Raw genomic sequence first — 25,148 nt, forward strand, 5'->3', positions numbered from 1 at the left:
TCTAGCTGCCCAGCCGGGCGCGGATGCGGCCCATCCATTCATGGCGCCGCAGCCACAGCGCGGCAGCGACCCAGAGCGCCGCGATCACCCAGATATCAATCGCCAGCCGCAAAAGGAAGCCGTTGAAATCCTTGGGCGCCATCATGTCCAGCGCGTCGCCCCAGATCGACAGCAGCACGCAGACGATAAAGGACCACAACCCGCCGCGCCCGATCTCGGCCAGGTCGCGGCCCAGTTCGGTATCGGCCATCCAGGCAAAGGGGCGCGCAAGCGGTACGGCGACCAGCCATGTCGCGGCCATGATCGACATCAGCCGCAGCCCGTCGAGCGACCACTTGTCGATTTCGCCATAGATCGACTTCAGCATGGCGGCGACGGGCTTGGCGGGCTCTCCGATGCGCCAGCACAGAAGGATGGCAGCCCCGAACAGCAGGATGCCCAGCGACACGGCGGTCAGCACCCCCGACCGGCGGCGCAGCACCGGCATGATGTCGTGGCGAAACGCCCCCAGGGCCACGCCGAGAAAGAACAGCAGCTGCCAGCCGAAGGGATTGAACAGCAGCCCGCCGGGCCTCTGGTTCGGGACCAGCATGTTCAGGGGCTCGGCAAAGAACCAGACCGTGACCGACACCGCCATCGCCAGCCACGGATAGCGCAGCAGGAAGGGCACGGTCAGCGGCACGGTGACGATCAGCACGACATAAAGCGCCAGCACGTCCAGCAGGTTCGGCTGCATCCACATCAGCATGACCGTGACCAGATAGCCCAGCGGGTTGTCGATCACCCAGCGGGAATACTGGAACCAGACCGCCGTATGGTTGATCTTGAGGTCGTAAAGCAGCCGAGAGAACAGCGCCAGCAGCACCGCGCCGACGACCAGCGCCAGCCAGACCTGGAAGGCGCGCTTCAGGAACCGCAGCTGCGCGGCCTGGCGGCCCTGGCGTTCCTCGACCTTGACCCAGACCATGCCGACCAGAAAGCCCGACAGCAGCACGAACAGCTCGGCTGCGTCGAAGACGGTGAAGTTGGCCAGCGTCACGTTGCGCAGGACGCCCATCGGCATGTGGTCCAGCATGATGCAGACCAGCGCATAGCCGCGCAGCATGTCCAGCGCCGCGATCCGGTTCATGCGGGCAACTTGGCAAAGGCCTCGACCAGGCGGCGGTCCTCCAGCAGGGCCAGCTTTTCGGCCTCGCTCAGGAAGCTCAGCGCCTCGGCCTGGGTTGCGGCATGGGCAAGCTTCGCCTCGGCCGAGATCGCGTCCAGCCGCGCCGAGGCCGGGCCGTCGGGCGCGCCCGCCCGAAGAAGCGAGGCGACGCGGGCCTGCATCGCGCCGTCCCGGCCGACCGCTTCCAGCCCCTCGCGCGGCAGGGTCGCCGCGATGCGATAGTCCAGCGCATTGGCAGCGGTCAGGATTTCGGGCGGATCGCGCTCCTCGGGCGTGACCAGCAGGCCCTGGCGCCGCGCCCAGCGGCCAAAGACCGGGCTTGCCGACCAGCGCGAGGTCAGCGGCGACAGGATCAGCCCGGCCAGGATCGGCGACAGCCAGACCAGCTGCGGCGGCGAAAAGATCGCCAGCACGACCAGCGTGCCCACGCCCAGGAACACATGCAGCGCATGGCGGCGCAGCACCACCGACCAGGGCGGCACCTGGCCGGCGCGGACCTGCGCCTCCCATCCCGAATCGCGGCCGCGCAGGATGTCATAGATCTGGCGGGTCTGGATCAGCATCTGGACCGGGGCGATCAGGGCCGACAGCACGATCTCGAACAGGGCCGATCCCAGCAGCCGCACCGGCCCGCCCGAGTTGCGGGCCAGCGGCCGCGCCCAGGCCCGGAACAGGCCGATGAACTTGGGGACCAGCAGGAACGACATGGCGGCAACGAACAGCCACAGCATCCGCACCGGATCGAAGGTCGGCCAGTCGGGGAACAGCTGATAGGTCTGCGGGAAATAATCCGGCCGCGACAGCAGCACGTTCGCCGACAGCGCCAGGCCGACCAGGATCATCGCCAGCCAGATCGGCGACATCAGGAAGCCCAGGATGCCGATGACGAAATGCGCCCGGCTGATCCAGGCGAACCCGCGCGAGAAGATGATCCGCGAATGCTGCAGGTTGCCCTGCGCCCAGCGCCGTTCGCGCACGGCCATGTCCAGCAGCGTGGGCGGGCTGCCCTCGAAACTGTCACGCAGGTCGTGGTCCAGCCGCACCTTCCAGCCGGCCCGGCGCAGCAGCGCCGCCTCGACGAAGTCGTGCGACAGGATGTGGCCGCCGAAGGGGGGCTTGCCCGGCAGGTCCGGCAGGCCGCAGCATTGCGCAAAGGCCGCAACCCGGATGATGGCGTTGTGGCCCCAGAAATTGCCGCTGTCGCCCGACCATGCGGCGACGCCGCGGGCGATGGCAGGGCCATAGACGCGGCCCGCGAACTGGGTCAGGCGGGCGAATATGGTCTGGCCGCCGACCAGCATGGGCATGGTCTGGATCAGGCCCACGGCGGGGTCGGCGTTCATCCGCGCCGACAAGGCCTTGATCGTCGCGGCGCCCATGACGCTGTCGGCGTCCAGAACCACCATCTGGTCATAGCGCCCGCCCCAGCGGGTCACGAAATCGGCGACGTTGCCGGCCTTGCGGCCCTTGTTGTTCTTGCGCCGCCGGTACCAGACCGGCACGGGCGAGATGTCGCGCAGCCGGCTGATGGCGACCATCTCCTCAAGCACCGCGGCGGGCTTGCGGCTGTCGGACAGCACAAAGATCTCGGCCCGGTCGGCCATGCCCACGCGGTAAAGGTCGCGCGCCAGGGCCGCCAGCAGCCCCGCCGTCGCCGCCGCGTCCTCGTTGTAGACGGGCATGACGATGGCCACGCGCGCGTCGTTCGGCCCCTCGGGCGTGCGCAGGCGCGGCGCAAGGAACCCCGCGATCATCGAGGTGAAGGAAAAGCCGACCCAGGTGAAGGTCAGCCCGAACAGGACCAGCAGCACCCCCTGCAGGACGGTGACATTGGTACCGAAGGCGCGGTCCATCTGCTGCCAGCCGATCCAGGCGATGACGGCCGCGCCGCCAAAGGCGATCAGCCGCGCCAGGATCGTGCGCAGGCTGGGCCAGCGCGCATCGGGGCCGCGCGGGGGACGGCCGCGGAAATCCTGCGCCGGCATGTCCAGCGGCGCCTCGGGCGGGGTGGCGGGTCCCTCCCCTGCCCCGCCCAGGTCAAGCCGGGCCCATTCGCCTTCGTCTGCCAGCGTGATGGCCGGGAAACGGGCGGCGTCGGCGGCGGGGTCCCGGGTCTGATCGGTCTGGGTCACGGCGTCACTCGCGCGTCCAGCGGGCGATCCAGGTCTCGCTCAGGGCGCCCCCGGCCCCGTTCAGCACCGCCGACAGGTCGGCCAGCTTGGCACCGTCGGGAATGTATTCGAAGGCCAGCCGCATCCGCCCCTGTTCCGGCATGCGCAGCAGATAGCTGTGCCCGATGCTGCCCGCGCTTGCCTTGATCTGCGCCACCGGATCGTCGGATCCGAACACGTCCAGGTCATAGTCGATGACGAAGGTGCGCGCGGTCGCGTTGTTGACCGACTGGCCCGACATCGTTTCGACCACCCGGGCGATGGGGGCGCTGTCGGGCGGCTCGGGGGCAAAGCTCAGCATATAGTTGAAGTCATAGCGCTCGCCGGCCTTCAGCGTGTCGGCGGGCTGCCAGTAGGACACGATGTTGTCGTTGAATTCGTTCTGCACCGGGATCTCGACCAGGGTGACGTTGCCCTTGCCCCAGCCTTCCTGCGGCGCGATCCAGGCCGAGGGGCGCTTTTCATACCGCGCCTCGGCGTCCTGATAGGCGTCGAAGCTGCGCGCGCGCTGCGCCAGGCCAAAGCCCAGCGGGTTTTCGTCCATGAAGGCGGACACCTGCAGCGTCGAATGGCCCGACAGGACGCGCCACAGCCGCTGTTCGCTGCCGGTCAGCATCTGCAACCCGTCGCTGTCGTGGACCGCCGGGCGGTAATCGTCGACCCGGGTGCGGTCGGTCGGCCCGAACCAGTACATCGAGGTCAGCGGCGCGATGCCCGCATTGTTCATGTCCTGGCGCGGGAACAGGGCGACGCGGGTGTCGAACACCGTCTCTGCCCCCGGGGTGATGCGGAACTCGAACGCGCCGGAAACCGAGCGGCTGTCCAGCAGCGCGTGGATCGTCACATAGCGGTCCTGATCGCTGGGCTTGTGGATCCAGAAGCCGCGGAACAGGGGAAACTCCTCGCCCTCGGCGCTGCCGGTGCCGATGGCAAGGCCGCGCGCCGAAATGCCGTAGAGCGTGCCCCGCGCCACCGCCCGGAAATAGCTGGCGCCCTGGAACACGGCGAATTCGTCCATCACGTCGGGACGGTTCAGCGGCGCGCGCAGGCGAAAGCCCGAAAAGCCCATGTTGCCGACGGTTTCGTAATCCACCCCGTCGGGGAAATGGGCCGGATCGAATTCAAACATGTGGGGGTCGAACTTGACCGGGATCACCACGCCCTCATCGACCAGGCTGATGTCCACGGGTTCGTGAAAGATCGCCCCGGGCGCCAGCAGGTCCATGGCAAAGTCGCGGCTGCCGGCCCAGGGATCGCGGTCGCGGCGAAAGCGGATGCCGCGATACTGGTCGTAGGTCAGGTTCGAGAAGCTGCCGACCAGTTCGGCGTCGCGATAGGCATAGGGCTTGCTGGCCAGGTCGCGGGCCATCTCGGCCACGTCCTCGAATCCGAAGGGCTTGGGGGCGGCGGCGGGGGCCGCAGGCTCGGGTGTCGGGGGGTTGCTGACGAACTGGCAAAAGCGAACGAGTGGAAGCTGCAGCGCAAATGGCTGTTCTCTGGGGCAGTTGCGATCTGCGCTGATATGATGCTCATCGCTGTCAGCATTGGCTGATCCTAGCTCTTGGCCCGAAAGGCCGGAATTGCCGTGCGGATTTGGCATTGCTGCAACGATCAGGCAAGCCTTTTTGCCCAGAATGGCGAGCCCTTGCCAAATGTTGAACGAAAATCGTCGATGAGGAAAGGGCGCGGCTGGCCGCCGCGCCCCCATTCGCCCGTATTCGGGGCCTTATCGGTTCAGTTCGCGCAGGATCTTGCCGTCCACGCCCACCTCGACCAGCACCGGCTCGCCCTCGGGGTTGGTGGCGCGGGCGATGGTGATCGGGCCCTGCTGCAGGATCTCGGCCACCTCGGTATAGCCGGCATCGGTCAGGCTGGCGCGGACCTGGTCGGGGGTCAGCGGGTCGCCCTGGGGCGCGGGGCCCCGGCGGTCGCGGTCGCCGCGCCGGTCCCCATCGCGGACATGGCCGCGGTCCCCGTCGCGGCCATGGTCGCGGTGACGCTTGCCTTCGTGGCGCGGGCCCTTGCCGTCGGGACCGTCCCGGCCGTGGTCCTCGCCATGCGGGCCCTTGGGACCGCCGGGGCGCATGTCGCCCATGCGGGGCCGCTCGGGCTCGCCCCGGCCAAAGCGCATCAGGGTGCCGTCGGCGGCAAAACCCGCCCGCAGCGCCTTGCCCTGCGCGTCCTGGCCCGACAGGGCGATGCCCTCGGGGCCGTTGAAGATGGCATCGAGGCGCGCGAATTCGCCAAAGATCGCCTGGCCGCGCACGGGCTGGGGCACCAGCGCCTCGATCAGGGACTGGGGCAGCACGGCACCGTCCTTGGCGCGCAGGCCGCGCAGCTCGCCCTTGCCGTCCAGGAAGGCGCCCAGCTCGGTGCCGTCGGCCAGCTTGCCCTGGATGCGGGTGCCATGGCGGCCGGGCTTGCTGTCCACATCGGTCAGGCCCGCGTCGCGCAGCACCTGCGGCAGCGTCACCGAGGCCGGCGCCTCGGCCGCGGGGGGCGCGGCGGGCGCGTCCTGGGCCAGCACGGGACCGGCCAGCATCGCGGCCAGCGCGCCCATCGCCACCGAGGCGGTGAAGAATCTGCTCATGTCGTGTTCCTTGTCCTGAGTCGGGGCGCGCGCTTTGCGGGCCCCATGCGAATCGTCTCTAGTCCGGCGGCCACCAACAAAGCGCCAATGGCCCGTTTGGTTTCCGTTTGGCTTTTGCGGCTAGGATAAGGCATGTCGATCCGCCCCGCCCTGCTTGTGCTTGCCGTCGCGGCCCTTCTGGGGCTGGCCACGGCGTTCCTGCCCCGCGCACCCCATGCCGCGCCACCGGGCCATGGAGACGAGGCGCGCGACTTCGTCCCCGAAGACCTTGGCTTTCGCGTCATTCCCCTGCAAGAGGCCGCGCGGATCGCGGGCCGGCGCTTTCAGGGCCGGCTGATCGCCGCCCGCCTTGCCCCCGCCCGCCCCGAGGAACGCGCCCGGGGCGTCGAGCTGGTGCACGAACTGCGCCTGATGACGCGGTCGCGCGACGTGCTGCTGATCCGCCTGGACGCGCGCACCGGCGCCTTTCTTGAAGTCGCCGGCAGCGGCATGACAGAAGCGCGGCGCAGAAGGGACGACTGAATGAGAGACGCTTCATGAGATGCCTGCCATGAGATGCCTGATCGTCGAGGACGACCCCGTCCTGGCAACCCAGCTTGACCGCGCCATGACCGATGGCGGCTTTGCCTGCGACATCGCGGGCGACGGCACGCGGGCGAATACCGGGCGCGACGGAAAGCTATGACCTGGCGATCCTGGACCTGGGCCTGCCCGGCCGGCCCGGGATCGAGGTGCTGACCCATTGGCGCGAGGGTGGCGTGACCATGCCGGTCCTGATCCTGACCGCGCGCGGGGACTGGACCGACAAGGTGGCGGGCTTTCGCGCCGGCGCCGACGACTATGCGGTCAAGCCCTTCCGGCTGGAGGAGGTGGTGATCCGCGCCCAGACCCTGGTGCGCCGTGCCGCCGGCCATGCCCAGGCCGTCATCAAGGCCGGGCCGCTGCGGCTGGACAGCCAGCTTGGCGTCATCACCAGGAACGGCATGGCGCTGAAGCTGACCGGCTTTGAAACCCGCATCCTGTCCTATCTGATCCACCACCAGAACCGCGTCGTCAGCCGGACCGAGCTGTCCGATCACCTGTACGACGCCGCCGCCGACCGCGACTTCAAGTCGATCGAGGTGGTCATCGGCCGCCTGCGCAAGAAGATCGGCGAGGGGCTGATCGAAACCCGGCGCGGCGAGGGCTATGTGCTGCGGGGCGCCGCTTGATCTGGCGCGATTCGATCCGCGCGCGGCTGATCGGGCTGTCGGCGGTGCTGATCGGGGTGGCGCTGGTCGCGGGCTATCTGGCCATCGCGGCCATCCTCGACCGCTTCATCACCGACCGTTTCGATGCCGAGACCGAGGCCGTGGCTGACGCGCTGATCGCCGGCGCGTCCATCGACGCGGCGGGACGGCTGGTCGCGGGGCCCGCGCCGCCGACCCGCGCTTTGCCATGCCGCTGTCGGGCTGGTTCTGGCAACTGGCCCAGGACGGCACGGTGGTGGCGAAATCGCCCTCGCTGTTCGACAATGTGCTGGAAACGCCGCAGGCCGATTTCACCGGCGGTCCCGGCACCGGCCCGGGCGGCGAGCCGCTGCGGGTCACCCGCCACGCCTTTACCCTGCCCGGCAGCCAGTCGGCGCTGGCCGTCACCATCACCGCCCCCCGGGCCGAGATCGACGCCAGCATGGCCCGCCTGCGCCGTCCCCTGGCGATTTCGCTGGGCGTGCTGGGGCTGGCTCTGGCGCTGGCCAGCGTGGCGCAGGTCGCGGCGGGGCTGGCCAGCCTGGACCGCATGGGCCGCGACCTGCGCGCCGTTCGCGCCGGAAAGGCCGAGTCCCTGCCCCTGCCCCCGGTGGCCGAGCTGCGCCCGATCGCCGCCGAGATCAACGGCCTTCTGGAGCAGAACCGGCTGGTCCTGGCGCGCGCCCGGGATCATGTGGGCAACCTGGCCCATTCGCTGAAGACGCCGCTGGCCGCGCTGGACAATGCCCTGCCGCCCGCCACCTCGGCCAGGCGCTGGTCGCGCGCACGGACCGCCAGATCGGCTGGCAGCTGCGCCGCGCCGCAGCTCCGGCGCGCCCCGGGCGCTTGGCCACCGCACGCCGGTCCTGTCGGTCGTGGGCGACATCCTGATGGTGCTGGGCGGCCCGATCCGCGAATCCGGCCTTGCGGTGGAAACGCTGGTCCCCGAGGACCTGGCCTTTGCCGGCGAACGCCAGGACCTTGAGGAGATGACCGGCAACCTGATCGAGAACGCCGTGAAATGGGCCGGACGCCGCATCCGTATCGCGGCCGCGCCCCAGGGCGCCGACATGCTGGCCATCCGCATCGAGGACGACGGCCCCGGCATGTCCGACCAGGACCACGCCCAGGCCCTGGCGCGCGGCGGGCGGCTGGACGAGACCGGCCCGCCCGGCTCCGGCCTTGGCCTTGCCATCGTGGCCGATCTGGCGGCGCTGCACGGCGGCAGCCTGCGGCTCGAACGCTCGGACTTGGGGGGGCTTGCCGCCATCCTGCACCTGCCTGCCTGAAATGGCGGCAAACCGGCCTTCGGATAATTTTACCATTTGATAAAAAATCCGACCCGTGAGAGCCTGATTCCATAAGAACACAGCCAGCAGGGAGGTCGCCGTGACCCACAGCCAGCTTACGCCGGGCGTCGTGCCGGGCCGTTTGCCGGCGGAGTCCTATTCCGCCAATTTCTCGGATGTCTCGCCGCCCCTCGACCCGCACGAGGCCCGGGTCGAGGCGGACCGCTGTTACTTCTGCCACGACGCGCCCTGCATCGCGGCCTGCCCGACCAGCATCGACATTCCCCTGTTCATCCGCCAGATCTCGACCGGCACGCCCGATGCGGCGGCCCGCACGATCTTTCACCAGAACATCCTGGGCGGCATGTGCGGCCGCGTCTGCCCGACCGAGAACCTGTGCGAAGGCGCCTGCGTGCGCATGGAGGCCGAGGGCAAGCCCGTGCGGATCGGCGCCCGCAGCGCTATGCCACCGACCATCTGATGGCGCAGGGCGTGCATCCGTTCCGGCGCGGCCCCGCCACCGGCCGCCGCATCGCCGTGGTCGGCGCCGGCCCGGCGGGGCTGGCCGCCGCCCACCGGCTGGCCGCCAAGGGCCACGATGTCGTGCTGTACGACGCCCGGCCCAAGCCCGGCGGGCTGAACGAATACGGCATCGCCAGCTACAAGGCCGTGGACCATTTCGCCGCGCGCGAGGTCGAATGGCTGCTGGGCATCGGCGGGATCGAGCGGCGGCTGGGCCAGGTACTCGGCCGCGATATCACGCTGGCATCGCTGCGGGACGGGTATGACGCGGTTTTCCTTGGCCTCGGGCTGCAAGGCGTCAACGCGCTTGGCGCCGAGGGCGAGGCACGCGCCCATGTCGCGGACGCCGTCGACTTCATCCGCGACCTGCGCCAGGCGGCGGATCTTGCGACCCTGCCGGTCGGCCGCGATGTGGTGGTGATCGGCGGCGGCATGACCGCCGTGGACGCGGCCGTGCAGGCCAGGCTGCTGGGGGCGCAGAACGTCACCATCGTCTATCGCCGCGACCAGGCCCGGATGGCTGCCAGCCGCCACGAACAGGACCACGCCACCCATTGCGGCGTGCGCATCATCTGCAACGCCGCGCCGCTGCGCGTCCTGGGCAATGGCGCCGTGCGCGAGGTCGAGTTCATGTATACCCGCCAGGGCCCCCTGGGCCTTGAGGATACGGGCGAGCGCTTCCGTCTGCCCTGCGACCAGCTTCTGCGCGCCATCGGCCAGCGGCTTCAGGGCGACACCGGAGGGCTTGCGGTTTCCGGCGGCAAGATCGTGACAGAAGGGCCGGGCCGCACCTCGGTCCCGGGGGTCTGGGCCGGGGGCGACTGCGCCCTGGGCGGCGACGACCTGACCGTGACCGCCGTGGCCGAGGGCCGCGCGCGGCCGAAGACATCCACGCCGCGCTGATGGCGCAGGCCCAACCCCTGGAGGCCGTCCATGGCTGACCTGCACACGGACTTCATCGGCATCAAGTCCCCGAATCCGTTCTGGCTGGCCTCGGCGCCGCCCACCGACAAGGAGGTGAACGTCCGCCGCGCCTTCCAGGCCGGCTGGGGCGGCGTCGTCTGGAAGACGCTGGGCAGCGAGGGCCCGCCCGTCGTCAACGTGAACGGCCCCCGCTATGGCGTCATCCACGGCCCCGACCGCCGCGTCCTGGGGCTGAACAACATCGAGCTGATCACCGACCGCCCGCTTGAGGTGAACCTGCGCGAGATCAAGTCGGTCAAGCGCGACTATCCCGATCGCGCCCTGGTCATCAGCCTGATGGTGCCCTGCGACGAGGAATCGTGGCGCGACATCCTCGCCCGGATCGAGGATACCGGCGCCGACGGGGTCGAGTTGAACTTCGGCTGCCCGCACGGCATGGCGGAACGCGGCATGGGCAGCGCCGTGGGCCAGGTCCCCGAATATATCGAGATGGTGACGCGCTGGGTGAAAAAGCATTCGCGCATGCCCTGCATCGTCAAGCTGACCCCGAACATCACCGATGTGCGCAAACCGGCCGAGGCGGCGATGCGGGGCGGCGCCGATGCGGTCAGCCTGATCAACACGATCAACTCCATCACCTCGGTCGATCTCGACCTGTTCGCGCCCCAGCCCACCATCGACGGCAAGGGCAGCCACGGCGGCTATTGCGGCCCCGCGGTCAAGCCCATCGCCCTGAACATGGTGGCCGAGATCGCCCGCAACCCCGCGACCCGCGGCCTGCCGATCAGCGGCATCGGCGGCGTGACGACATGGCGCGACGCGGCCGAATTCATGGCCCTGGGCGCGGGCACCGTGCAGGTCTGCACCGCCGCCATGACCTATGGCTTCAAGGTGGTGCAAGAGATGATCACCGGCCTGCGCGACTATCTGGACGACCACGGCATGGCGCTTTCGGATCTGGTCGGCCGCGCGACGCCCAATGTCACCGACTGGCAGCACCTGAACCTGAACTACACCACCAAGGCGGTGATCGACCAGGAGGCCTGCATCCACTGCGGCCGGTGCTATGCCGCCTGCGAAGACACCAGCCACCAGGCCATCGCCATGCTTCCCGGCCGCGTCTTCCAGGTCAAGGAAGAGGAATGCGTGGCCTGTAACCTGTGCCTGGACATCTGCCCGGTCGAGAACTGCATCACCATGCGCGAGCTTGCCGTGGGCGAGATCGACCAGCGCACCGGCCGCCCCGTCCAGCCCTACGCCAACTGGACCTCGCACCCGAACAACCCGATGGCCCAGGCGGCGGAGTAAGCGCTGCGGCCTCTCCCATGGCCGGAAACGGCCCTGGGATCGCTCATCCATGCAACAAGGCGGGTCTGGGTTTCGGACCATGTACCGGGCGCCAAACCCGTCTCCGAAGGATTGCGCCCTGTCCCGCGGCTGCCGGACCCACCCGCGCGAGGGCCTTGCCCGCGCCCCGGCTTCACGCTACGTCGCAAGGGTCGGAGGAGTGGCAGAGTGGTTTAATGCACCGGTCTTGAAAACCGACGTGGGGGCAACCCCACCGTGGGTTCGAATCCCACCTCCTCCGCCACTTGCCCCCACGAAAGCGTTCTCCCGATCCGGCTGCGGCCGGATTTTTCCGTTGTTTTCGAGGGTTATGCGGGATGGGCTGAGCACCGGCGTCGGCGCGGCGGCAGATATTGTCGTCGGCACAGCCAGCGTCTCATCTTCGAGCGCCCCGCCCGCACGCGGCGGCTTCAGAAACTGGCGTCGTCAACAGTCATCAGACTCACCCCATATTGTTCGTATACAAATAAAATAGCGTTTGAGGCAAGTCAAGAAGAATTGCATGTATGCATACGGATTTTCATGATCTACGGCAGATGTTGATCACATTCCCTCATTTGCCAGAGCACAGCGAACGCTCGGAGCCCTCGGGGAAGGACCACAAGGTGGCACCGAATCCAGATCGGTGGACGGACCAACATGGAATCCGGCACCGGACGATGCCTATTGCTTGGTCGATCAACACTGACGAGCCGAGCCTGTTAATCGCTGACAGGTCGAATCGTTGCCCGCACACCTACGAACAGGGCTTTGACCTGAAGCTCTGGCCCTCCCGGCTAGAGCAGCCTTTAACTCAATTGACACAAGCCTCGCAGTCATACTTCGTCAAATCTGAGTTAATGCGCACCGTCAGCAGCGGACCGGACATTCCGTCAAGCTGTTCACGCACCTGGCGCGCGGTGAAATAGTCCTCGTCCCAAAAGGACGAACCGACCGTGCCGTAAAGGCGCAGTTCGCTCATGGTTGCCTCATGGCCGACCGCGCGTTCTGCAGGATTTCCTCTGCTTCGGACACCGGCGTCTGGGCCGATTTCGCGCCGGGATCGCTGTCGAAAACCAGCCCGAGACGCTTTGCAGGGGTCAACTCAGTCGTGGCGCTTCATTTCGGACGAGCCACTGATACAGCGAGGTCTGGATCGAGCAGATACGTCATAGCGTGGGCCATCGCTTGAGGCGATCGTCGGTGGCGAAACCGGTCCGGTGCCCGAAGCCGATGCAGGTGACTGGGCACGCGGCTGCCGTCTCGCCGATCGCGAACCGCCGCGGCCATTCTTTTATGGGAGCGGTGCGCCAGGCGAGCCTGGGCAGGCCGACTGCTCGATGGCGGGTGCCATCGGGTCCCAGCGGATAGTCCCCGCACCGATGCAGGATCGCACCCAATTCGCCGCGAGCGCTTAATGCTGTATTACGTATCTGCAATTACCAGGGCCGCGAACAGTCGTTCATCAAACACCTATTCTTGCAGAAATATCTGGAGAATGCGGCTTACAAGCTTTTCCAGGGGCGCTCGCCCGTCTTCAATTTTGTCGATGCTTTCGCTGGTCCTTGGCGCCATGTATATCGCCGCCTGGTCCACCTATGGCTTCGAGACCGCGGTCTGCTACACGGCCGAGTTCAGACGAACACACCAAGTCACTCGACACATTCAGGAATGCGCTTCCGGTTCTGCTGAACCATCCCGAGTCGTCTTCACAAGCACATGAACCGCCCGGCGGCAATAAACCAAGACAGGCAGTGATATGCACGGACGTCTAGGCTGCTTCGAGTAGAAAAATCTCGCCCAGGTCATTCAAGCTTTCGTGGACAGTGGGCTGAGTATCATGTAAAGCCTTCATGGGCGTCCGACCGGGTGGATTGCCGATCGCCGGCCGATTTGCTCGTTTGTGACGGATCTGCATGGTGAGGTTCTGTTCAACTTCATGGCGGAGCATGTGAACCGTCATGCGGGATGCGGATGAGTGTTGCAACATCAAATGGGATCAGTGCTGAGCCTAGCGGACTCCAGACTGGCGGCCACGGCCTTCGCGGCTTTCCGAAAGGCAGCGAGGAGAAGGTCTAACGGCGCATCGGGCCAAGATGAAGGAGGACGGCCGCTGCGACGCATCTACCCAACATCGGATCCGGACCAAGCCGCCGGCAAGACTGCATCTAGACGCGATTGATCGTTGGAATCCATCCTATTCACATCTGATATTCGGTTTTTCGTGAGTCAGAACTTACGCAAGAAAAAGCGAAGCCATTCGACAGTGCGAACATCAAGATATACTGGAGTGTCAACCGCGCATCGGTCGACGAACAGATCATCGAGTTCGAGGCACAAAGCTGACGGTGTCAGTTGCACATCAAACATGAGTTGAGCGACCGAAATGCTGCATCGGGCTGGTGCGATAAAACAGGAATCGCGTTCGAAAGCGTGCGACCTCTCGTCATGAGCAACTTACTCTGCCGGGAACCATGTACAAAGCGATTTCGATGAGGGCCAGCACAACCAGGATTTATGCGAACCCATAAGCAAAAAAAAAAGAGAAAAACAGCATACGCCGACATCGAGAAGTCTGATCCCACCTTCATCAAAACCGAATGGCAGTCCGACTTCTTCCATCTAGCTGGCGCATGTCGAGCGAGCCTGACGGATGCAGTCAAGCTCACATTCCGGCTTACGTCGTTCGATCAGGGTCGTCAGTTCCCGCGCAACAGCGTCAAAGCAGTCGAGAAGCGGCTGCTTGGGGAGGTCTGGTCTGTTTGCGATAGTATAAGGTATCTCTTGATGAGCTTTTCCATGTTCTCAGCCTTGGCGAGCGCCGCAGGATCGCTTGTCCCGATCATTCGTTCTGCCCGGCTTTTGATTTCCTGCAGCTGCCGATCTACCGGAAGTTGAGAAAAAGAGTCCGGAAGACCAAAAGCTCCCTCAAACACCGTCCGGAGCGCTGTTGAACTGAGGATGGAGTACCACTTGGTGTTCTCGCTTGAATCTGACAAAACCAGCCGAGGAAGCTCACGCTGTGCGTTAAGGGCCAGTTCTAGTTCCTCATGGCTTTCGCCTATGCTTTTTTCGAAGGATCGTGTCAGATAGAGCGTACTCACAGCCTGAACATCAACCTTCTGACTTGATGCCTCGCTGCCGAATTTGAAGGCTTGATTAAGCTCAAGATAGCGCTTATCCGTAAGACGGTTTACAATGCTTTTCTTGTCATCTGGGTCGGCCTCCATCACCTTCTTGATGAAGGCTCGGTTTCTTATGTCGCCATCTAGGCCAAATGCGCGCAATGCAACTTTCAAAAGCTTGTAGTCGGAAACCAGATCGTCGACATTCTCGACTTTTGCCATATTCTTTGCAAAGTAATCGCGTGAACTGACTGGATTTTTTCGAAAGCGACTGAGTCCGGCCCGCTTGACGGTCTGCTGAAGCGATCCAGCATTCCGGACAACAGATCAACGTATCCTGGCAGAGCATGAGGCAGGCGCGAAGTGCGCTGACCTGTGCCGGAAGCACGGCATGTCGGAAGGCACCTTCTACAACTGGAAGGCCAAGTTCGGCGGCATGACGGTGTCGGAGGCGAAGCGGCTGAAGGGGCTCGAGGATGAGAACGCCAAGCTGAAGAAGCTGCTGGCCGAGCAGATGCTGGATCTGGCGGCGATGAAGGACCTGGTTGCAAAAAATGTATGGTCCGCCCCGCTATTGCAAGGTTTTCGTGCGTGGCCGTCCGGCTTGCGTAAATGTATCCGGCCTCTGATCAGTCAGCCGCTTTTGGCGGCAAGGCCTTGATGAGATCCGCCCCTCGGGTTCCAGATTAGTGGTGCGGGATCGCGTCCCGCTTTTTTGCGCGTGGCTTACCCCAGGTCGATCAACCGTTTGGTCATCACTTTCCCCTGCAATCGGTTCTGCGGCCGAAGGGTCAGCTTAACGCTGCGCCTCTCGACGGCAGGTAGATGGCGCCGGGCCTTGTGAGGATAGCCCATACGATCCGGGTCAGCTTGTTTGCCAAGGCGACGACGGCCTTGTTGCGGTGGGTTCGTGCCTCAAGGGCTGAGAGCCAGCCACCGAGGGCATGGTTCGCCCGGTTCAGATGCAGAAGGCAGGACCGGGCGCCATGAATGATCAGTCGCCGCACATAGCGATTGCCGCGTTTGCTGATGCCCAGAAGGGTCTGCTTGCCCCCGGTCGAATGCTCTGCCGGCACCAGCCCCAACCAGGCAGCCAGATCGCGAGCCTTGCGGAATTGCCGTCCGTCCCCTGCGGCTGCGACGATCGCGGTCGCGCCGAGAGCTCCGATGCCCGGGATGGTCACCAGGCGACTGACGGCGTCGTGCTGGCTGGCATAGGCTTCGACCTTGCCGGTCACAGCCCTGATGCGCCCTTCGATGTAGGCGAGGTCATCGAGCAGCTCTTCGAGCAGCACCCGCATGGCGGGGGTCAGGTCATTCTCCACATTGCCCAGATGCCGACGGATGTCGGCATGAAAGCCGCCAGCGCCGACGCGCATCGCCAGTCCATATTCAAGGCAGAAGGCTCGCGCCTGGTTGATCAGCGCCGTCCGCTGCCCCACGAGCCGGTCGCGGATGCGATGCAGGGCTTGCAGATCGATCTGCTCGGGTGTGCGAACCTCGACGAAGCGCATCGTCGGCCGCGTCACCGCCTCTGCAATCGCCGCCGCATCGACCGTGTCGGTCTTGTTCGATTTGACATAAGGCTTCACGAAGCGCGCCGGAATGATCCGGGCATCATGGCCCATCGCGACAAGCCGACGCGCCAGCCATTGCGAGCCCGGGCAGGCCTCCATGCCGATGAGTGCATTCGGCGCGGCATCGAAGAAGGCCAGCAACGTGTCGCGCGAGAACTTCGCGCGCTGAATCACCGATCCAGCGGCGTTCAGGGCGACGACGTGGAACAGCTTCTTGCCGATGTCGTATGTGGCCTCGAACTGCATGTGGCTCCTTTCTCTCCGTTCGACGGTGGTGCCACGATGTCGCCCGGCACGGGGCGGACCATCGCCGCAACGGCCTGCGCCCGCGTGAAGCGCGAAGCCGTTGCGTCTTCGGCAGTCCGAGCATGGCCCACGGAACGGCGGCGCTGCATCTCGGCCGATTCGAACGCTGATCCTGCTATCGCCCCGACGCGCGCCGGTAGGCGTACGCGCCTTGAGGGTATTGCCCCATTGCTGCCTGCTGTTCGTTTCCCGGTTCCATGGTGGTGCTGGACGTCAAGGGAGAGCCCTCGGGGATCAATCGGATCTATCGGCTCTACCGCGAAGAAGGGCTGACGGTGCGCAAGCGGAAGGCGCGGCGCAAGGCGGTCGGAACACGGGCCCCTATCCTGGTCGAGGCGCGGCCCAATGCACGCTGGTCGCTGGATTTCGTCCATGACCAGTTCGATTGCGGGCGAAGATTCCGGGTGCTGAACATCGTCGATGACGTGACCCGGGAATGTTTGGCGGCGATCCCGGACACCTCAATCTCGGGGCGGCGCGTGGCACGAGAACTGGCCGCCCTGATCGAACGCCGCGGAAAGCCCGGGATGATCGTCTCTGACAACGGCACCGAACTGACCAGTAACGCGATCTTAACCTTTGCCGCCGATCGCGACATTGAGTGGCATTACATCGCCCCGGGCAAGCCGATGCAGAACGGATTTGTGGAAAGTTTCAACGGGCGGATGCGGGACGAGCTGCTCAACGAGACCATGTTCCGTAACCTGGCCCATGCCCGTATCGTGATCGCCGCCTGGGCTGCCGACTACAACACCGAACGCCCGCACTCGGCCTTGGACTACCAGACCCCGGCTGACTACGCGCGGACACTATTACCAACCGCAATCGCCCGACCCGCTGCACGCGATGAAAGTTCCGCGCGCCGGGTGATTGATCAACCCGCGCCGAATAGGCGGAAACCAGATCGTCGACATTCTCGACTTTTGCCATATTCTTTGCAAAGTAATCGCGTGAAGACTGGATTTCAGTACTTTTTTCGAAAGCGGCACGCTGACGGTCTGCGGTCCGCTCCAGTATCTTCCAGCCAAGGTATCCTCCGCTGCCCAATTGGACGTTATATGTCATGGTGAGAGGATGCCATGATTCGCGCCTCACGAGGGAGAAGAGTCCGGAGCTGCTTGAGCGCGTGGTAATAATTAGTTTGGAGAACGAAGGCCGTCGCGTAGGACAATGCCAAATGGCTATCTTTATCGTTCAACGCATGAGACAGTTGTTCGATGGCGCATAGGAGTTGCCTCCGTCCGTCAGATTCAGGCGCATCTCCGGATGGGATGGCCGCAGCGTCGGCTTGAAATCGACCACTTCGGTCCATGACCGAAACCTGCGCGAAGAAATAGTCGATATCCACCTCGGGATAGGTCCAGAGCGGGACAGCGTATCCGGGCCAATGTCAGCCGAATCGGTCAAGTGCACCCCAGGTCGTGCGGATCGTGCTACGGCGGCGATAGAAATCCAGCGTCGAAAATGGTCCCCGAATCGCCGTGCTGCGCAAGATTTCGCCCGAGCCAAAACCAAGGAGGTGTCGGGCCCAGGGCTGTGGAATCAGACGAGACGGAATGATCCTGCGGCGCCGCGTCGTGACACCGAAACGCCCTCGCTTGCGTTAGAATCACCCGCCGCCATCTCTGTGCCATCTCCTGATCGGGCGGGATCTGGTCCAGCAGCTCAGGTAGTATGGGCGCATCACCGATCCCACTCGTGGTGAATCCAGCTGCCCGGACTTCCAAGGATTTCTCGTCAATTCCGATGTGGATCTTGCGCCAGACCCTGCGTTTAGCGCCGCCATGCTTGCGGGCGTTCCACTCGCCTTCGCCTTCAACCTTGATGCCAGTGCTGTCGACCAGCAGGTGCAGCGGCCCATCCGACCCACGATAGGGAATGCTGACCTTCAGGGTTTTCTGGCGACGGCTAAGCGTGCTGAAGTCCGGCACCGCCCAGTCCAGACCGATCAGCCGTAGCAGGCTCTCGACGAACCCAGTGGTCTGTCTTAGCGCCAGGCCGAACAAAACCTTCATCGTCAGGCAGGTTTGGATGGCGGCATCGCTATAGTCGTGCTGGCGGCCACGCTTGCCGGTGGGCTCGGCTTCCCAAGTCATGGCGGGGTCAAACCATATCGTCAGCGAACCCCGACGCTTAGGGCGTCACGTTGGTGATGAGTCCGGTGCTGCTTGAAGAGCGTGCCAAAGCTAGCTTGAGCGCGTGGTGTAGATAATTAGGTCTGGAGAACGAAGAACGAAGGCCGTCGCGTAGGACAATGCCAAATGGCTATCTTTATCGTTCAACGCATGAGACAGTTGTTCGATGGCGCATAGGAGTTGCCTCCGTCCGTCAGATTCAGGCGCATCTCCGGTAAGAACAAGCTGCGCAATATAGCATGCTCGCGCGACGGGAGTGCATGCGTCGTTTGGGTGGATTGCGTCCCGCAAGCGAAGGATGTTCGCATTGGGGGTCTTGATCGAAATTTTCGAGCGCCTGTCCCCGTTTTCTATGACGGCGCCATTGATAAGAACGCGTTCGTTTGGCGCGAGCTTCAGGACAAGCCCGCTCATCTTTCACTCCCCGCACGCAGTCCTCTCATCACGGACATGTTGATGTCGATCAGAACCTTCATGGTAGCCTTTCCTGCCATGGCTTTCTGACCATGGCGCAGCGAAAAGAACGCTAGTGACAAGAGGCCGGCTTTGACATCATCAGGCAAGGCGTTGTCCGGATGAGCCAAATCCGACGCTAGCAAGATCCATAGTTCGTTATTCCTGGCAACGGCTGAAATGGCGTCAGGGGTTTGGCAGCTGCTATCTGCTTGACGCATTATGCGCGTTACGCGCGACAAAGCGTCATATTCGGTATCACGAGGGCTGCGCAGAGCCTGATTACCATAGGCGTGATCAGAGAAGGGGCTGACGGCGTTCAAGATCGTGTTTCCCGATTATCCAGAAATTCTTTTCAAGGAAGATGGGGCGCCTTGCGGCGCCCCGTTTCGACTTAACCGCGGAACAGCGACAGGATCGACGAGGGCGGCCTGGTTGGCGATCGAGAGTGAATGGCAGCGATCCTGGGAGGTCATATCGATCTGCCAGCCCGCCGAAATTGGGAAAGCCAGGCGAAGCTGCGTTCGACGACCCAGCGATGCTTTCCGAGATGGGCGCTGCTTTCGACACCCTTTCGGGCGATGCGATGCTTGATACTACGTTTGCTGCAAGCCCGGCGGCAGCGGGCATAGTCGTAGCCCTTGTCCGCATGGAGCTTGCCGGGCCGCTTGCGTGGCCGTCCCCGCTTACCTTGGACAGGAGGAATGGCATCAAGCAAAGGCTCAAGCATTCTACTATCGTGGAGGTTGGCGCCGCTGAGACGCACCGTCAGGGGAATGCCCCGCCTGTCAGTGATGATGTGGCGCTTCGTGCCGGGGCGGCCGCGATCCGTCGGGTTCGGCCCGATGACGTCGCCCCCTTTTTTGCCGCGATGGACGCACTGTCCATGCAGGCCCGGCTCCAGTCCAGGTGACCGGCGCGGTGCAACTGGTGCAGCAAGGTCCGATGCAACTGGTCCCAGATCCCGGCCAACTGCCAATCTCTGAGCCTTCGCCAGCATGTCACACCTGAGCCACAGCCCATCTCGGCGGGCAACATCCGCCAAGGGATACCGCTCATCAGGACAAAGAGGATCCCGGCCAGGGCAGCACGGTCCGATATCCGAGGCCGCCCGCATGTTGCAGAAGGGCTATGGTCAATGTCGAGGCAGGGCGACGGGCCTGACGGCGATCAAGAAAGCGTGGTAGCCGATTATCCAGAAATTCTTTTCAAGGAAGATGGGGCGCCTTGCGGCGCCCCGTTTCGCGACTTAACCGCGGAACAGCGACAGGATCGACGAGGGCGCCTGGTTGGCGATCGAGAGTGCCTGGATGCCCAACTGCTGCTGGGTTTGCAGCGCCTGCAGGCGGGCCGACGCCTCCTCCATGTCCGCATCCACAAGCGAGCCGATGCCCGACGTCAGGTTGTCGGACAACTTGCTGATGAAGTTGGTCTGGTTTTCGATCTGGTTCTGAGCCAAACCAAAGTTGGCGGCAGCCTTGGTTGCGGTTGCGATCAGCCCTTCCATGCTGGCCAAGGCAGCAGCCGCGTTTGCGTCCGAGGTGACCGAAAGCCCGTTCAGCGCGGAAAGCCCGCCGCCCGAGGCAGCCGTGCCGCCGGTTGCTGTCGTCGCGGTGACGTTCACGGCGGCAGCGCTGTCATTGGTGAAGCGGATGCGGTTATCCGACACAGACACCGAGTAGCTCGACAGGCCATTCTGCTGCAGATAAGCCGACATCTGGTTACCCAGTTTCGTGGCTACATCCTCGGCGCTGTCGTTGGCACCGGCGACATACTCGAACGTACCCGTGCCGCTGGTAGCGCCAGGCAGGGGCATCGCGATGCGATAGCTGTAACCCGCACCAACTGTTCCGATGCTGATGTTCTGGGTTGCCCCAGCCGCGACGGCCGCCGCGCTGCCTGCCGCCGTACCACCGTTGTTGATAATCGCAGTCGTGGTGATCGCAGTGGCACCGAAGGTCGCGGCAGTAGACCCCGACATACTGAGGTTTTGCCGCTCTACGGAAATTTTCGACGCGCTTACACCGGCAGCCGAGCGATCAAGCGACGAGACAACCTCGTAGTCAGCCGTGGAACTTCCGTCGATCAGGTTCACACCGTTGAATTGGGCAGTCTTCAGAACGCCCCTGATGGACGAAACGTAGCCGTCGATGTCCGCCTGCAGGGTAGCCCGATCATTTGCACTGGCGGTTTGCGCCGTCAGCACCTTGCTCTTGATCTTGTCAAGAGCCTCGCTGATGTCCTCGACGGCAGAGCGAGCGGTCGCGACAGTCGAGTTGGCGGTATTCAGGCCGGTCGAAATGGTCTTGATGGCGCTGGTATCGGACTCCATCGTTTTTGCGATGGACCAGATGGCAGCATTATCCTTGGCCGTGCTGATCGCCTTTCCGGTCGAAATTTCACTTTGCGTCTTGCTCAGCCCCGAGTTGATGGTCTTGAGCGTTTGCAGCGCGACCATGGCCGAGTTGTTGGTCAGAATGCTGGACATGTCTTTAACTCCATTAAATGGGGATTTTTCCCCTGTTCAGATGATGGCCTTCTGACCGGCGGGAATTTCCCGGTGCCTCTGAGCACGAGTCGGGTTTATCCGACAGGAGTGAATAAAGCGTGAATTGGCATCACTGCTCAACGGATTAAAGATTTCACTTTTAATCAAAACCGCCCGATGACTGTTCCGGGCGTGCTTCGCTGCGTCCGTGCGCCATCCCGATCATAAATATCCAAGCCGCGGGCTAACCGCATCAGCTCGCGCAATTGCTCACGCGCGCTGGCAACGCCGTCGCGCGCGGCGCCAGACAAGCCAATGATTCTGTTCAATTCGGCTGCGATGCGCTTGCGTTCGAATGGAAGAGGCGGGTTTTCAACAATGGCCGCTTCGAAACGGCCCAGCATCTGGGCCGCATCGTCGGGGCGAAAGGCCTCGATCGCCTGCCGGGCCTGCGTCAAAAGTTCAAGATGTTGGCTCATCCGGCTGCTCCTGTCCGCTCACCCAGGCCCAGATCGATTCGCTTCGCAAGGGCCGAGGCGTAGGTTTCAGTCAGCATGCTGGAGAACTGCTCCTCTCCGATGCCGCCGCCGAACCCGCCCCCCATGGGTTTCGGGCCTGCATATTTCAGCATTTCGGACAGAAATGCCTTTTCCAGCCCCTCTGTCACCTTGGCTTGGACCGTATCGATCCTGCTGTGAATTGGGCTGTCAGGTGCAACCTGCATGGGTAATCTCCTAAAAATCGCGACATCGGATTTCTTTTAATGGCCTGCGGTAAATATTCGGTAACCGGATGATGCTAGGACCGAGGACGTAAAGCTCAGGAACGATTCATGCCCGTGTCCCCGATAGAAGCCACCCAGCGACCTGTTTCATCATCCAACCTTCGGCCTTGCCAAGTGGCGGAAGCCGGTGATCGGTTTGAAGACCTTCTGGACAGTCAGGATGTCCCGACCGCTTCCGAACTACCGCAGAAAACCCAAGCCGAGCCGGAACACGAGGATGAGGAGGATGACAGCGCTCAAGACCCGGACGTTGATCCGGTCTTCGTGCCGCCCGATGACCTGAAGATACAGACATGCCGCTTGGCCGCAGAGGATGTATCAGTGTCGCCGGACGCCTTGTCTGGAGAGACCGGCGAGAGCGGGGAAATGTTGGAATGCAACGCCGGTTCAGGCGCTGTCGACATTCTCGTGCTTTCTCTTGGTGCAAAATCCCAATCAAACGCAAGAATTTCTGAAGATAGTGCAACAGTGCCGGACAACAGGACACCAAAGACCGATGCAGCCTCCGGTTTCACGCCGCTCGATCCCACGTCCGCGGCGGCCGAAGCGCGGCCGCGGGAAGCCGTAGACCGACCATCCCCAGACTCCGTGGCTCCATCCGATCTGGCCCCGCCTGAGTCGCTTGAAGCAGCGGAAGGCCTGGAAGCGGCGGTCGAAGTCGTGCTTCACCAAGGTCGTGAGGTTCGGGCCGAGATGCGGGGAACCGCCGCGGTTCATCCACCCCATCCCACCGCTCCGCATGAGGTGACGCGACAGATTGCCGACTCGGTTCGCAATTCTGACGAAACCCGGTTCGAGATCACCCTAACTCCCGAGGAACTGGGCAAGGTTCGCCTTGTCATCAGCCCCGGAGAGAGGCCGTCGGTTGCCGTCTATGCCGAAAACAGGGAAACGCTCGATCTTTTGCGGCGCAATGCCGACCTGCTGGATCGGGAACTGAGGGATGCTGGCTTTGGCGGGGCTTTCCTTTGGCCACTGCACGGCACAGGACGGCAATCCGCGTCACTCCGGCACCTCGTTCTCTGGGCACGATGCAGGATCCGTTCGGACCGAAGACAGCCCGCAAGGCCCACGCCCTTCGCAGGGCATCACCCTGCGCCAACTCGACATTCGCATCTGAAGGCACACCATGGTCACCAGCATTTCCGGCGCAACCGCCGCCACAACATCCGCCGTCTCGGGCAAGAGCACCGGGTTTTCGGGTTCGGGCGGGGATTTCGAAACCTTCCTGCGGATGCTGACGACCCAGATCCAGAACCAGGACCCGTTGAACCCGATGGAGAGCACCGAATTCGCCGTCCAGCTGGCCACATTCTCGGGGGTAGAGCAGCAGGCACTGACCAACTCGCTGTTGAAAGAGATGCTGGGCAACTCGTCCGGCGGCACGCTGGCGTCGGTCTCCGGCTGGATCGGCAAGGAGGTGCGGACGACCGGCCCGGTCCTGTTCGACGGAAGCCCCGTGACGCTGGATATCGAGCCTGCAGCCGAGGCAGATGCCGTCAGCCTGGTGGTGCTGGACGCCCAGGGCAAGGAGGTGTCCCAAACCAGCATCGGCACGGGATCGGGCGAGGTCGACTGGCAGGGCCGGGGCGACGACGGTGCCCTGTTGGCGTCGGGCTTGTATCAGTTCCGGGTGGAATCCTCCAAGGGCGGGACTGTCCTGTCGACCGAGGATGCGGCAGCCTACGGCATGGTCACCGGGGCCAAGCTTGAGAATGGTGCGGCGCAGCTTGTCCTGGCGGGCGGCGCAACGGTTGCCGCCGAGGATGTCACCGGAATCCGCAATGCCGAAGGGTAAGATCAAACCTGCCACGGGCAGAGGCCAGCGTTTGCATTCGCCGCTTTCGTATGACATGTCTTGCCCGCTTGCGCCAGCCGACGTCTTGACGGGTGCTGGTCTGGTGGCGTAGCCGGACGCAGGGGCGTGTAGCTCAACGGTCAGAGCAGGGCGCTCATAACGCCTTGGTTGGGGGTTCGAATCCCTCCACGCCTACCACCATACCATTTTGGGCCATAAATTGCTGGACAAAGTGTCCCGCAATTTATACCTGCGGGACACACGCCCCGCTTGAGTTGACCAACGTGAACTCGGTCTGATCCCAGAACCGGTGCCATGCCCCCGCCTCATCGAACCGATAGAACCCTGATTTTCACTCATGCGGCCCCGGCCGGAACAGCGTTCAGACCCTCTGGCGCGGTCAACTGGATGATGCGATGGACCGTGCAGGCCTCATTGTGGAAGCGGCCACCCTCGCGGCGCTCGACTTCGAGCGGAGGATCATAGGGCTGGTCCAGATCAAACACATGCTCGACATAGCCGCCGAACATGATCACGATATCGGCGGCGAACGGGTGGGTCATGCGGATCGCTGTCAGGGCCGTCCGCTGCGGTAAAGCGATCCGCCGCCCTGAGATGTGGCTGCGGAAATCTGAACAAGCGGGGTAAGTGGATTTTCCGAGCAACAGCGGCATGATGCTGCGAACGAGGAGAAGACCATGGGCCGACGACCGCGCCGGAACCAGCCCGGCATTTCAGGCGAAAGTGGCTTTAGCCGCGATCAAGGGCGAGAAGACCATGATCGAGCTTGCGCAGGATTTCGACGTTCATCCGAACCAGATCACTTGGCGTCATCGTCCGCATTGTAGCAGGCATCTAACGCAATGAACCGGACGCCGCGCAGATCAAAATGGAATAGCCGCTGGGTTGGTGATGCCAGTGATCGGCCGGAAGGTATCCTAGGACAGCCGAGTTTTCGACGCTGCCCATCCAAACCGACCTCAAAGCACGATCCGCTGCGAAGCGGCGGCCAGCCGCGGCGCTCCCTGCACAAAGGCCGCGTGGGAACATTGGTTCGCCAGAAAGGTTGATCGCAATCATCAGGAGGTAGACATGGCAGATGACCCCAAGATCCAGCGACAGGATCAATCGACCTATCCCGCCGACATGGAGGAGGAACGGCAGGAGCCCGACGGGCTGGGACACGACAAGCCCAAGCCTTCGGACGCGCCGCCCGCCACGACGACGGTCGCGAACCCGGCAAAGGTCGAGACCCCGGATTGA

At 63.9% G+C, this 25,148-nt stretch carries 19 protein-coding genes, 2 tRNA genes and 9 pseudogenes; 14 read left to right on the forward strand and 16 right to left on the reverse strand.

Annotation, left to right across the window (positions count from 1 at the left end; genetic code table 11):
- Position 1: 1 nt before the first annotated feature.
- The 4 genes from DPM13_RS19265 to DPM13_RS19280 all read right to left on the reverse strand — a co-directional run bounded on the left by DPM13_RS19265 (position 2) and on the right by DPM13_RS19280 (position 5,929).
- Positions 2-1,129 (reverse strand): OpgC domain-containing protein, encoded by a 1,128-nt coding sequence (locus DPM13_RS19265; RefSeq protein WP_112888644.1) that lies wholly within the window; start codon positions 1,127-1,129, stop codon positions 2-4.
- Positions 1,126-3,300: a glucans biosynthesis glucosyltransferase MdoH gene (gene mdoH / locus DPM13_RS19270; RefSeq protein WP_080622717.1), complete on the reverse strand. Its 2,175-nt coding sequence runs from the start codon at positions 3,298-3,300 to the stop codon at positions 1,126-1,128. Before mdoH ends, DPM13_RS19265 begins: the two co-directional genes overlap by 4 nt.
- A 4-nt stretch (positions 3,301-3,304) precedes the next feature.
- A complete protein-coding gene (locus DPM13_RS19275) occupies positions 3,305-4,708 on the reverse strand; it encodes a glucan biosynthesis protein (protein WP_262983373.1) in 1,404 nt (467 codons plus the stop codon).
- A 357-nt stretch (positions 4,709-5,065) separates the two neighbouring features.
- A complete protein-coding gene (locus DPM13_RS19280; protein WP_112888646.1) occupies positions 5,066-5,929 on the reverse strand; it encodes a hypothetical protein in 864 nt (287 codons plus the stop codon).
- 132 nt (positions 5,930-6,061) lie between these two features.
- Here DPM13_RS19280 and DPM13_RS21555 point away from each other — a divergent pair, with 132 nt between their 5' ends.
- From DPM13_RS21555 to DPM13_RS19315, 7 genes and pseudogenes are all read left to right on the forward strand, one after another.
- On the forward strand, positions 6,062-6,451 hold the full coding sequence (locus DPM13_RS21555) for a PepSY domain-containing protein (protein ID WP_028717620.1): 390 nt from the start codon (positions 6,062-6,064) through the stop codon (positions 6,449-6,451).
- 28 nt (positions 6,452-6,479) lie between these two features.
- Positions 6,480-7,140 (forward strand): annotated as a pseudogene (locus tag DPM13_RS19290) (response regulator transcription factor).
- 226 nt (positions 7,141-7,366) lie between these two features.
- The gene (locus tag DPM13_RS24520) at positions 7,367-8,143 is read left to right on the forward strand and encodes a hypothetical protein (protein WP_223252221.1); all 777 of its coding nucleotides are present in this window, start codon (positions 7,367-7,369) and stop codon (positions 8,141-8,143) included.
- Complete coding sequence (locus tag DPM13_RS24525) at positions 8,088-8,447, forward strand: ATP-binding protein (RefSeq protein ID WP_223252222.1); 360 nt, start codon at positions 8,088-8,090, stop codon at positions 8,445-8,447. The genes DPM13_RS24520 and DPM13_RS24525 overlap by 56 nt, the downstream gene beginning before the upstream one ends.
- Before the next feature lie 100 nt (positions 8,448-8,547).
- Positions 8,548-9,910: pseudogene (locus DPM13_RS19305) on the forward strand (NAD(P)-dependent oxidoreductase).
- On the forward strand, positions 9,903-11,201 hold the full coding sequence (preA, locus tag DPM13_RS19310; protein ID WP_028717623.1) for an NAD-dependent dihydropyrimidine dehydrogenase subunit PreA: 1,299 nt from the start codon (positions 9,903-9,905) through the stop codon (positions 11,199-11,201). The pseudogene DPM13_RS19305 and the gene preA overlap by 8 nt, the downstream one beginning before the upstream one ends.
- 193 nt (positions 11,202-11,394) lie before the next feature.
- Positions 11,395-11,484 (forward strand) — tRNA-Ser (locus DPM13_RS19315).
- Between the two features lie 549 nt (positions 11,485-12,033).
- Here DPM13_RS19315 and DPM13_RS21560 read toward each other — a convergent pair.
- Positions 12,034-12,201, reverse strand: coding sequence for a hypothetical protein (locus DPM13_RS21560; protein WP_189654776.1), 168 nt, complete (start codon positions 12,199-12,201; stop codon positions 12,034-12,036).
- A gap of 1,717 nt (positions 12,202-13,918) precedes the next feature.
- Positions 13,919-14,566, reverse strand: coding sequence for a DUF1217 domain-containing protein (locus tag DPM13_RS19320; protein ID WP_112888649.1), 648 nt, complete (start codon positions 14,564-14,566; stop codon positions 13,919-13,921).
- A 112-nt stretch (positions 14,567-14,678) separates the two neighbouring features.
- Between DPM13_RS19320 and DPM13_RS19325 the strand changes: the two are divergent.
- Positions 14,679-14,903 (forward strand): annotated as a pseudogene (locus DPM13_RS19325) (transposase); the annotation flags it as partial.
- A gap of 232 nt (positions 14,904-15,135) precedes the next feature.
- On the opposite strand, the gene DPM13_RS19330 reads toward DPM13_RS19325, so the two are convergent.
- Entirely contained in the window at positions 15,136-16,167 is a 1,032-nt protein-coding gene (locus DPM13_RS19330) for an IS110 family RNA-guided transposase (RefSeq protein WP_112888650.1), read from the reverse strand.
- Between the two features lie 272 nt (positions 16,168-16,439).
- Between DPM13_RS19330 and DPM13_RS19335 the strand changes: the two are divergent.
- Positions 16,440-17,040, forward strand: a pseudogene (locus DPM13_RS19335) (IS3 family transposase); the annotation flags it as partial.
- Between the two features lie 241 nt (positions 17,041-17,281).
- Here DPM13_RS19335 and DPM13_RS27555 read toward each other — a convergent pair.
- The 8 genes and pseudogenes from DPM13_RS27555 to DPM13_RS19375 form a co-directional block, all read right to left on the reverse strand.
- Positions 17,282-17,539: a flagellar biosynthesis repressor FlbT gene (locus DPM13_RS27555; protein ID WP_223252650.1), complete on the reverse strand. Its 258-nt coding sequence runs from the start codon at positions 17,537-17,539 to the stop codon at positions 17,282-17,284.
- 108 nt (positions 17,540-17,647) lie between these two features.
- Positions 17,648-18,362 (reverse strand): annotated as a pseudogene (locus DPM13_RS19345) (IS5 family transposase); the annotation flags it as partial.
- A gap of 93 nt (positions 18,363-18,455) precedes the next feature.
- Positions 18,456-18,776: pseudogene (locus DPM13_RS19350) on the reverse strand (flagellar biosynthesis repressor FlbT); the annotation flags it as partial.
- Positions 18,773-19,138 (reverse strand): flagellar biosynthesis regulator FlaF, encoded by a 366-nt coding sequence (gene flaF, locus DPM13_RS19355; protein ID WP_189654777.1) that lies wholly within the window; start codon positions 19,136-19,138, stop codon positions 18,773-18,775. The gene flaF and the pseudogene DPM13_RS19350, both read right to left, overlap by 4 nt.
- Before the next feature lie 167 nt (positions 19,139-19,305).
- Positions 19,306-19,928, reverse strand: a pseudogene (locus tag DPM13_RS19360) (IS5 family transposase); the annotation flags it as partial.
- Positions 19,929-20,064: 136 nt separating this feature from the next.
- The gene (locus DPM13_RS26335) at positions 20,065-21,303 is read right to left on the reverse strand and encodes a flagellin (RefSeq protein ID WP_028720255.1); all 1,239 of its coding nucleotides are present in this window, start codon (positions 21,301-21,303) and stop codon (positions 20,065-20,067) included.
- A gap of 164 nt (positions 21,304-21,467) precedes the next feature.
- On the reverse strand, positions 21,468-21,782 hold the full coding sequence (locus tag DPM13_RS19370) for a restriction endonuclease subunit S domain-containing protein (protein WP_112888655.1): 315 nt from the start codon (positions 21,780-21,782) through the stop codon (positions 21,468-21,470).
- Complete coding sequence (locus DPM13_RS19375; protein ID WP_112888656.1) at positions 21,779-22,027, reverse strand: rod-binding protein; 249 nt, start codon at positions 22,025-22,027, stop codon at positions 21,779-21,781. Before DPM13_RS19375 ends, DPM13_RS19370 begins: the two co-directional genes overlap by 4 nt.
- 753 nt (positions 22,028-22,780) lie before the next feature.
- Between DPM13_RS19375 and DPM13_RS27560 the strand changes: the two are divergent.
- From DPM13_RS27560 to DPM13_RS19390, 3 genes and pseudogenes are all read left to right on the forward strand, one after another.
- Positions 22,781-22,981: pseudogene (locus DPM13_RS27560) on the forward strand (hypothetical protein); the annotation flags it as partial.
- A gap of 235 nt (positions 22,982-23,216) precedes the next feature.
- Positions 23,217-23,885 carry a flagellar hook capping FlgD N-terminal domain-containing protein gene (locus DPM13_RS19385; RefSeq protein WP_112888657.1) on the forward strand — a complete coding sequence of 223 codons (669 nt, stop codon included), beginning with the start codon at positions 23,217-23,219 and terminating at the stop codon, positions 23,883-23,885.
- Positions 23,886-24,007: 122 nt separating this feature from the next.
- Positions 24,008-24,083, forward strand: a tRNA-Ile gene (locus tag DPM13_RS19390).
- Positions 24,084-24,241: 158 nt separating this feature from the next.
- Here DPM13_RS19390 and DPM13_RS19395 read toward each other — a convergent pair.
- Positions 24,242-24,559, reverse strand: coding sequence for a hypothetical protein (locus tag DPM13_RS19395; protein ID WP_189654779.1), 318 nt, complete (start codon positions 24,557-24,559; stop codon positions 24,242-24,244).
- 24 nt (positions 24,560-24,583) lie between these two features.
- On the opposite strand from DPM13_RS19395, the pseudogene DPM13_RS24545 reads away from it, so the two are divergent.
- Positions 24,584-24,716, forward strand: a pseudogene (locus DPM13_RS24545) (transposase); the annotation flags it as partial.
- 261 nt (positions 24,717-24,977) lie between these two features.
- Positions 24,978-25,148, forward strand: a complete 171-nt coding sequence (locus tag DPM13_RS21565) for a hypothetical protein (RefSeq protein ID WP_189654780.1) — start codon at positions 24,978-24,980, stop codon at positions 25,146-25,148.

The sequence above is a fragment of the Paracoccus mutanolyticus genome, from assembly GCF_003285265.1.
Taxonomy (GTDB): Bacteria; Pseudomonadota; Alphaproteobacteria; order Rhodobacterales; family Rhodobacteraceae; genus Paracoccus; species Paracoccus yeei.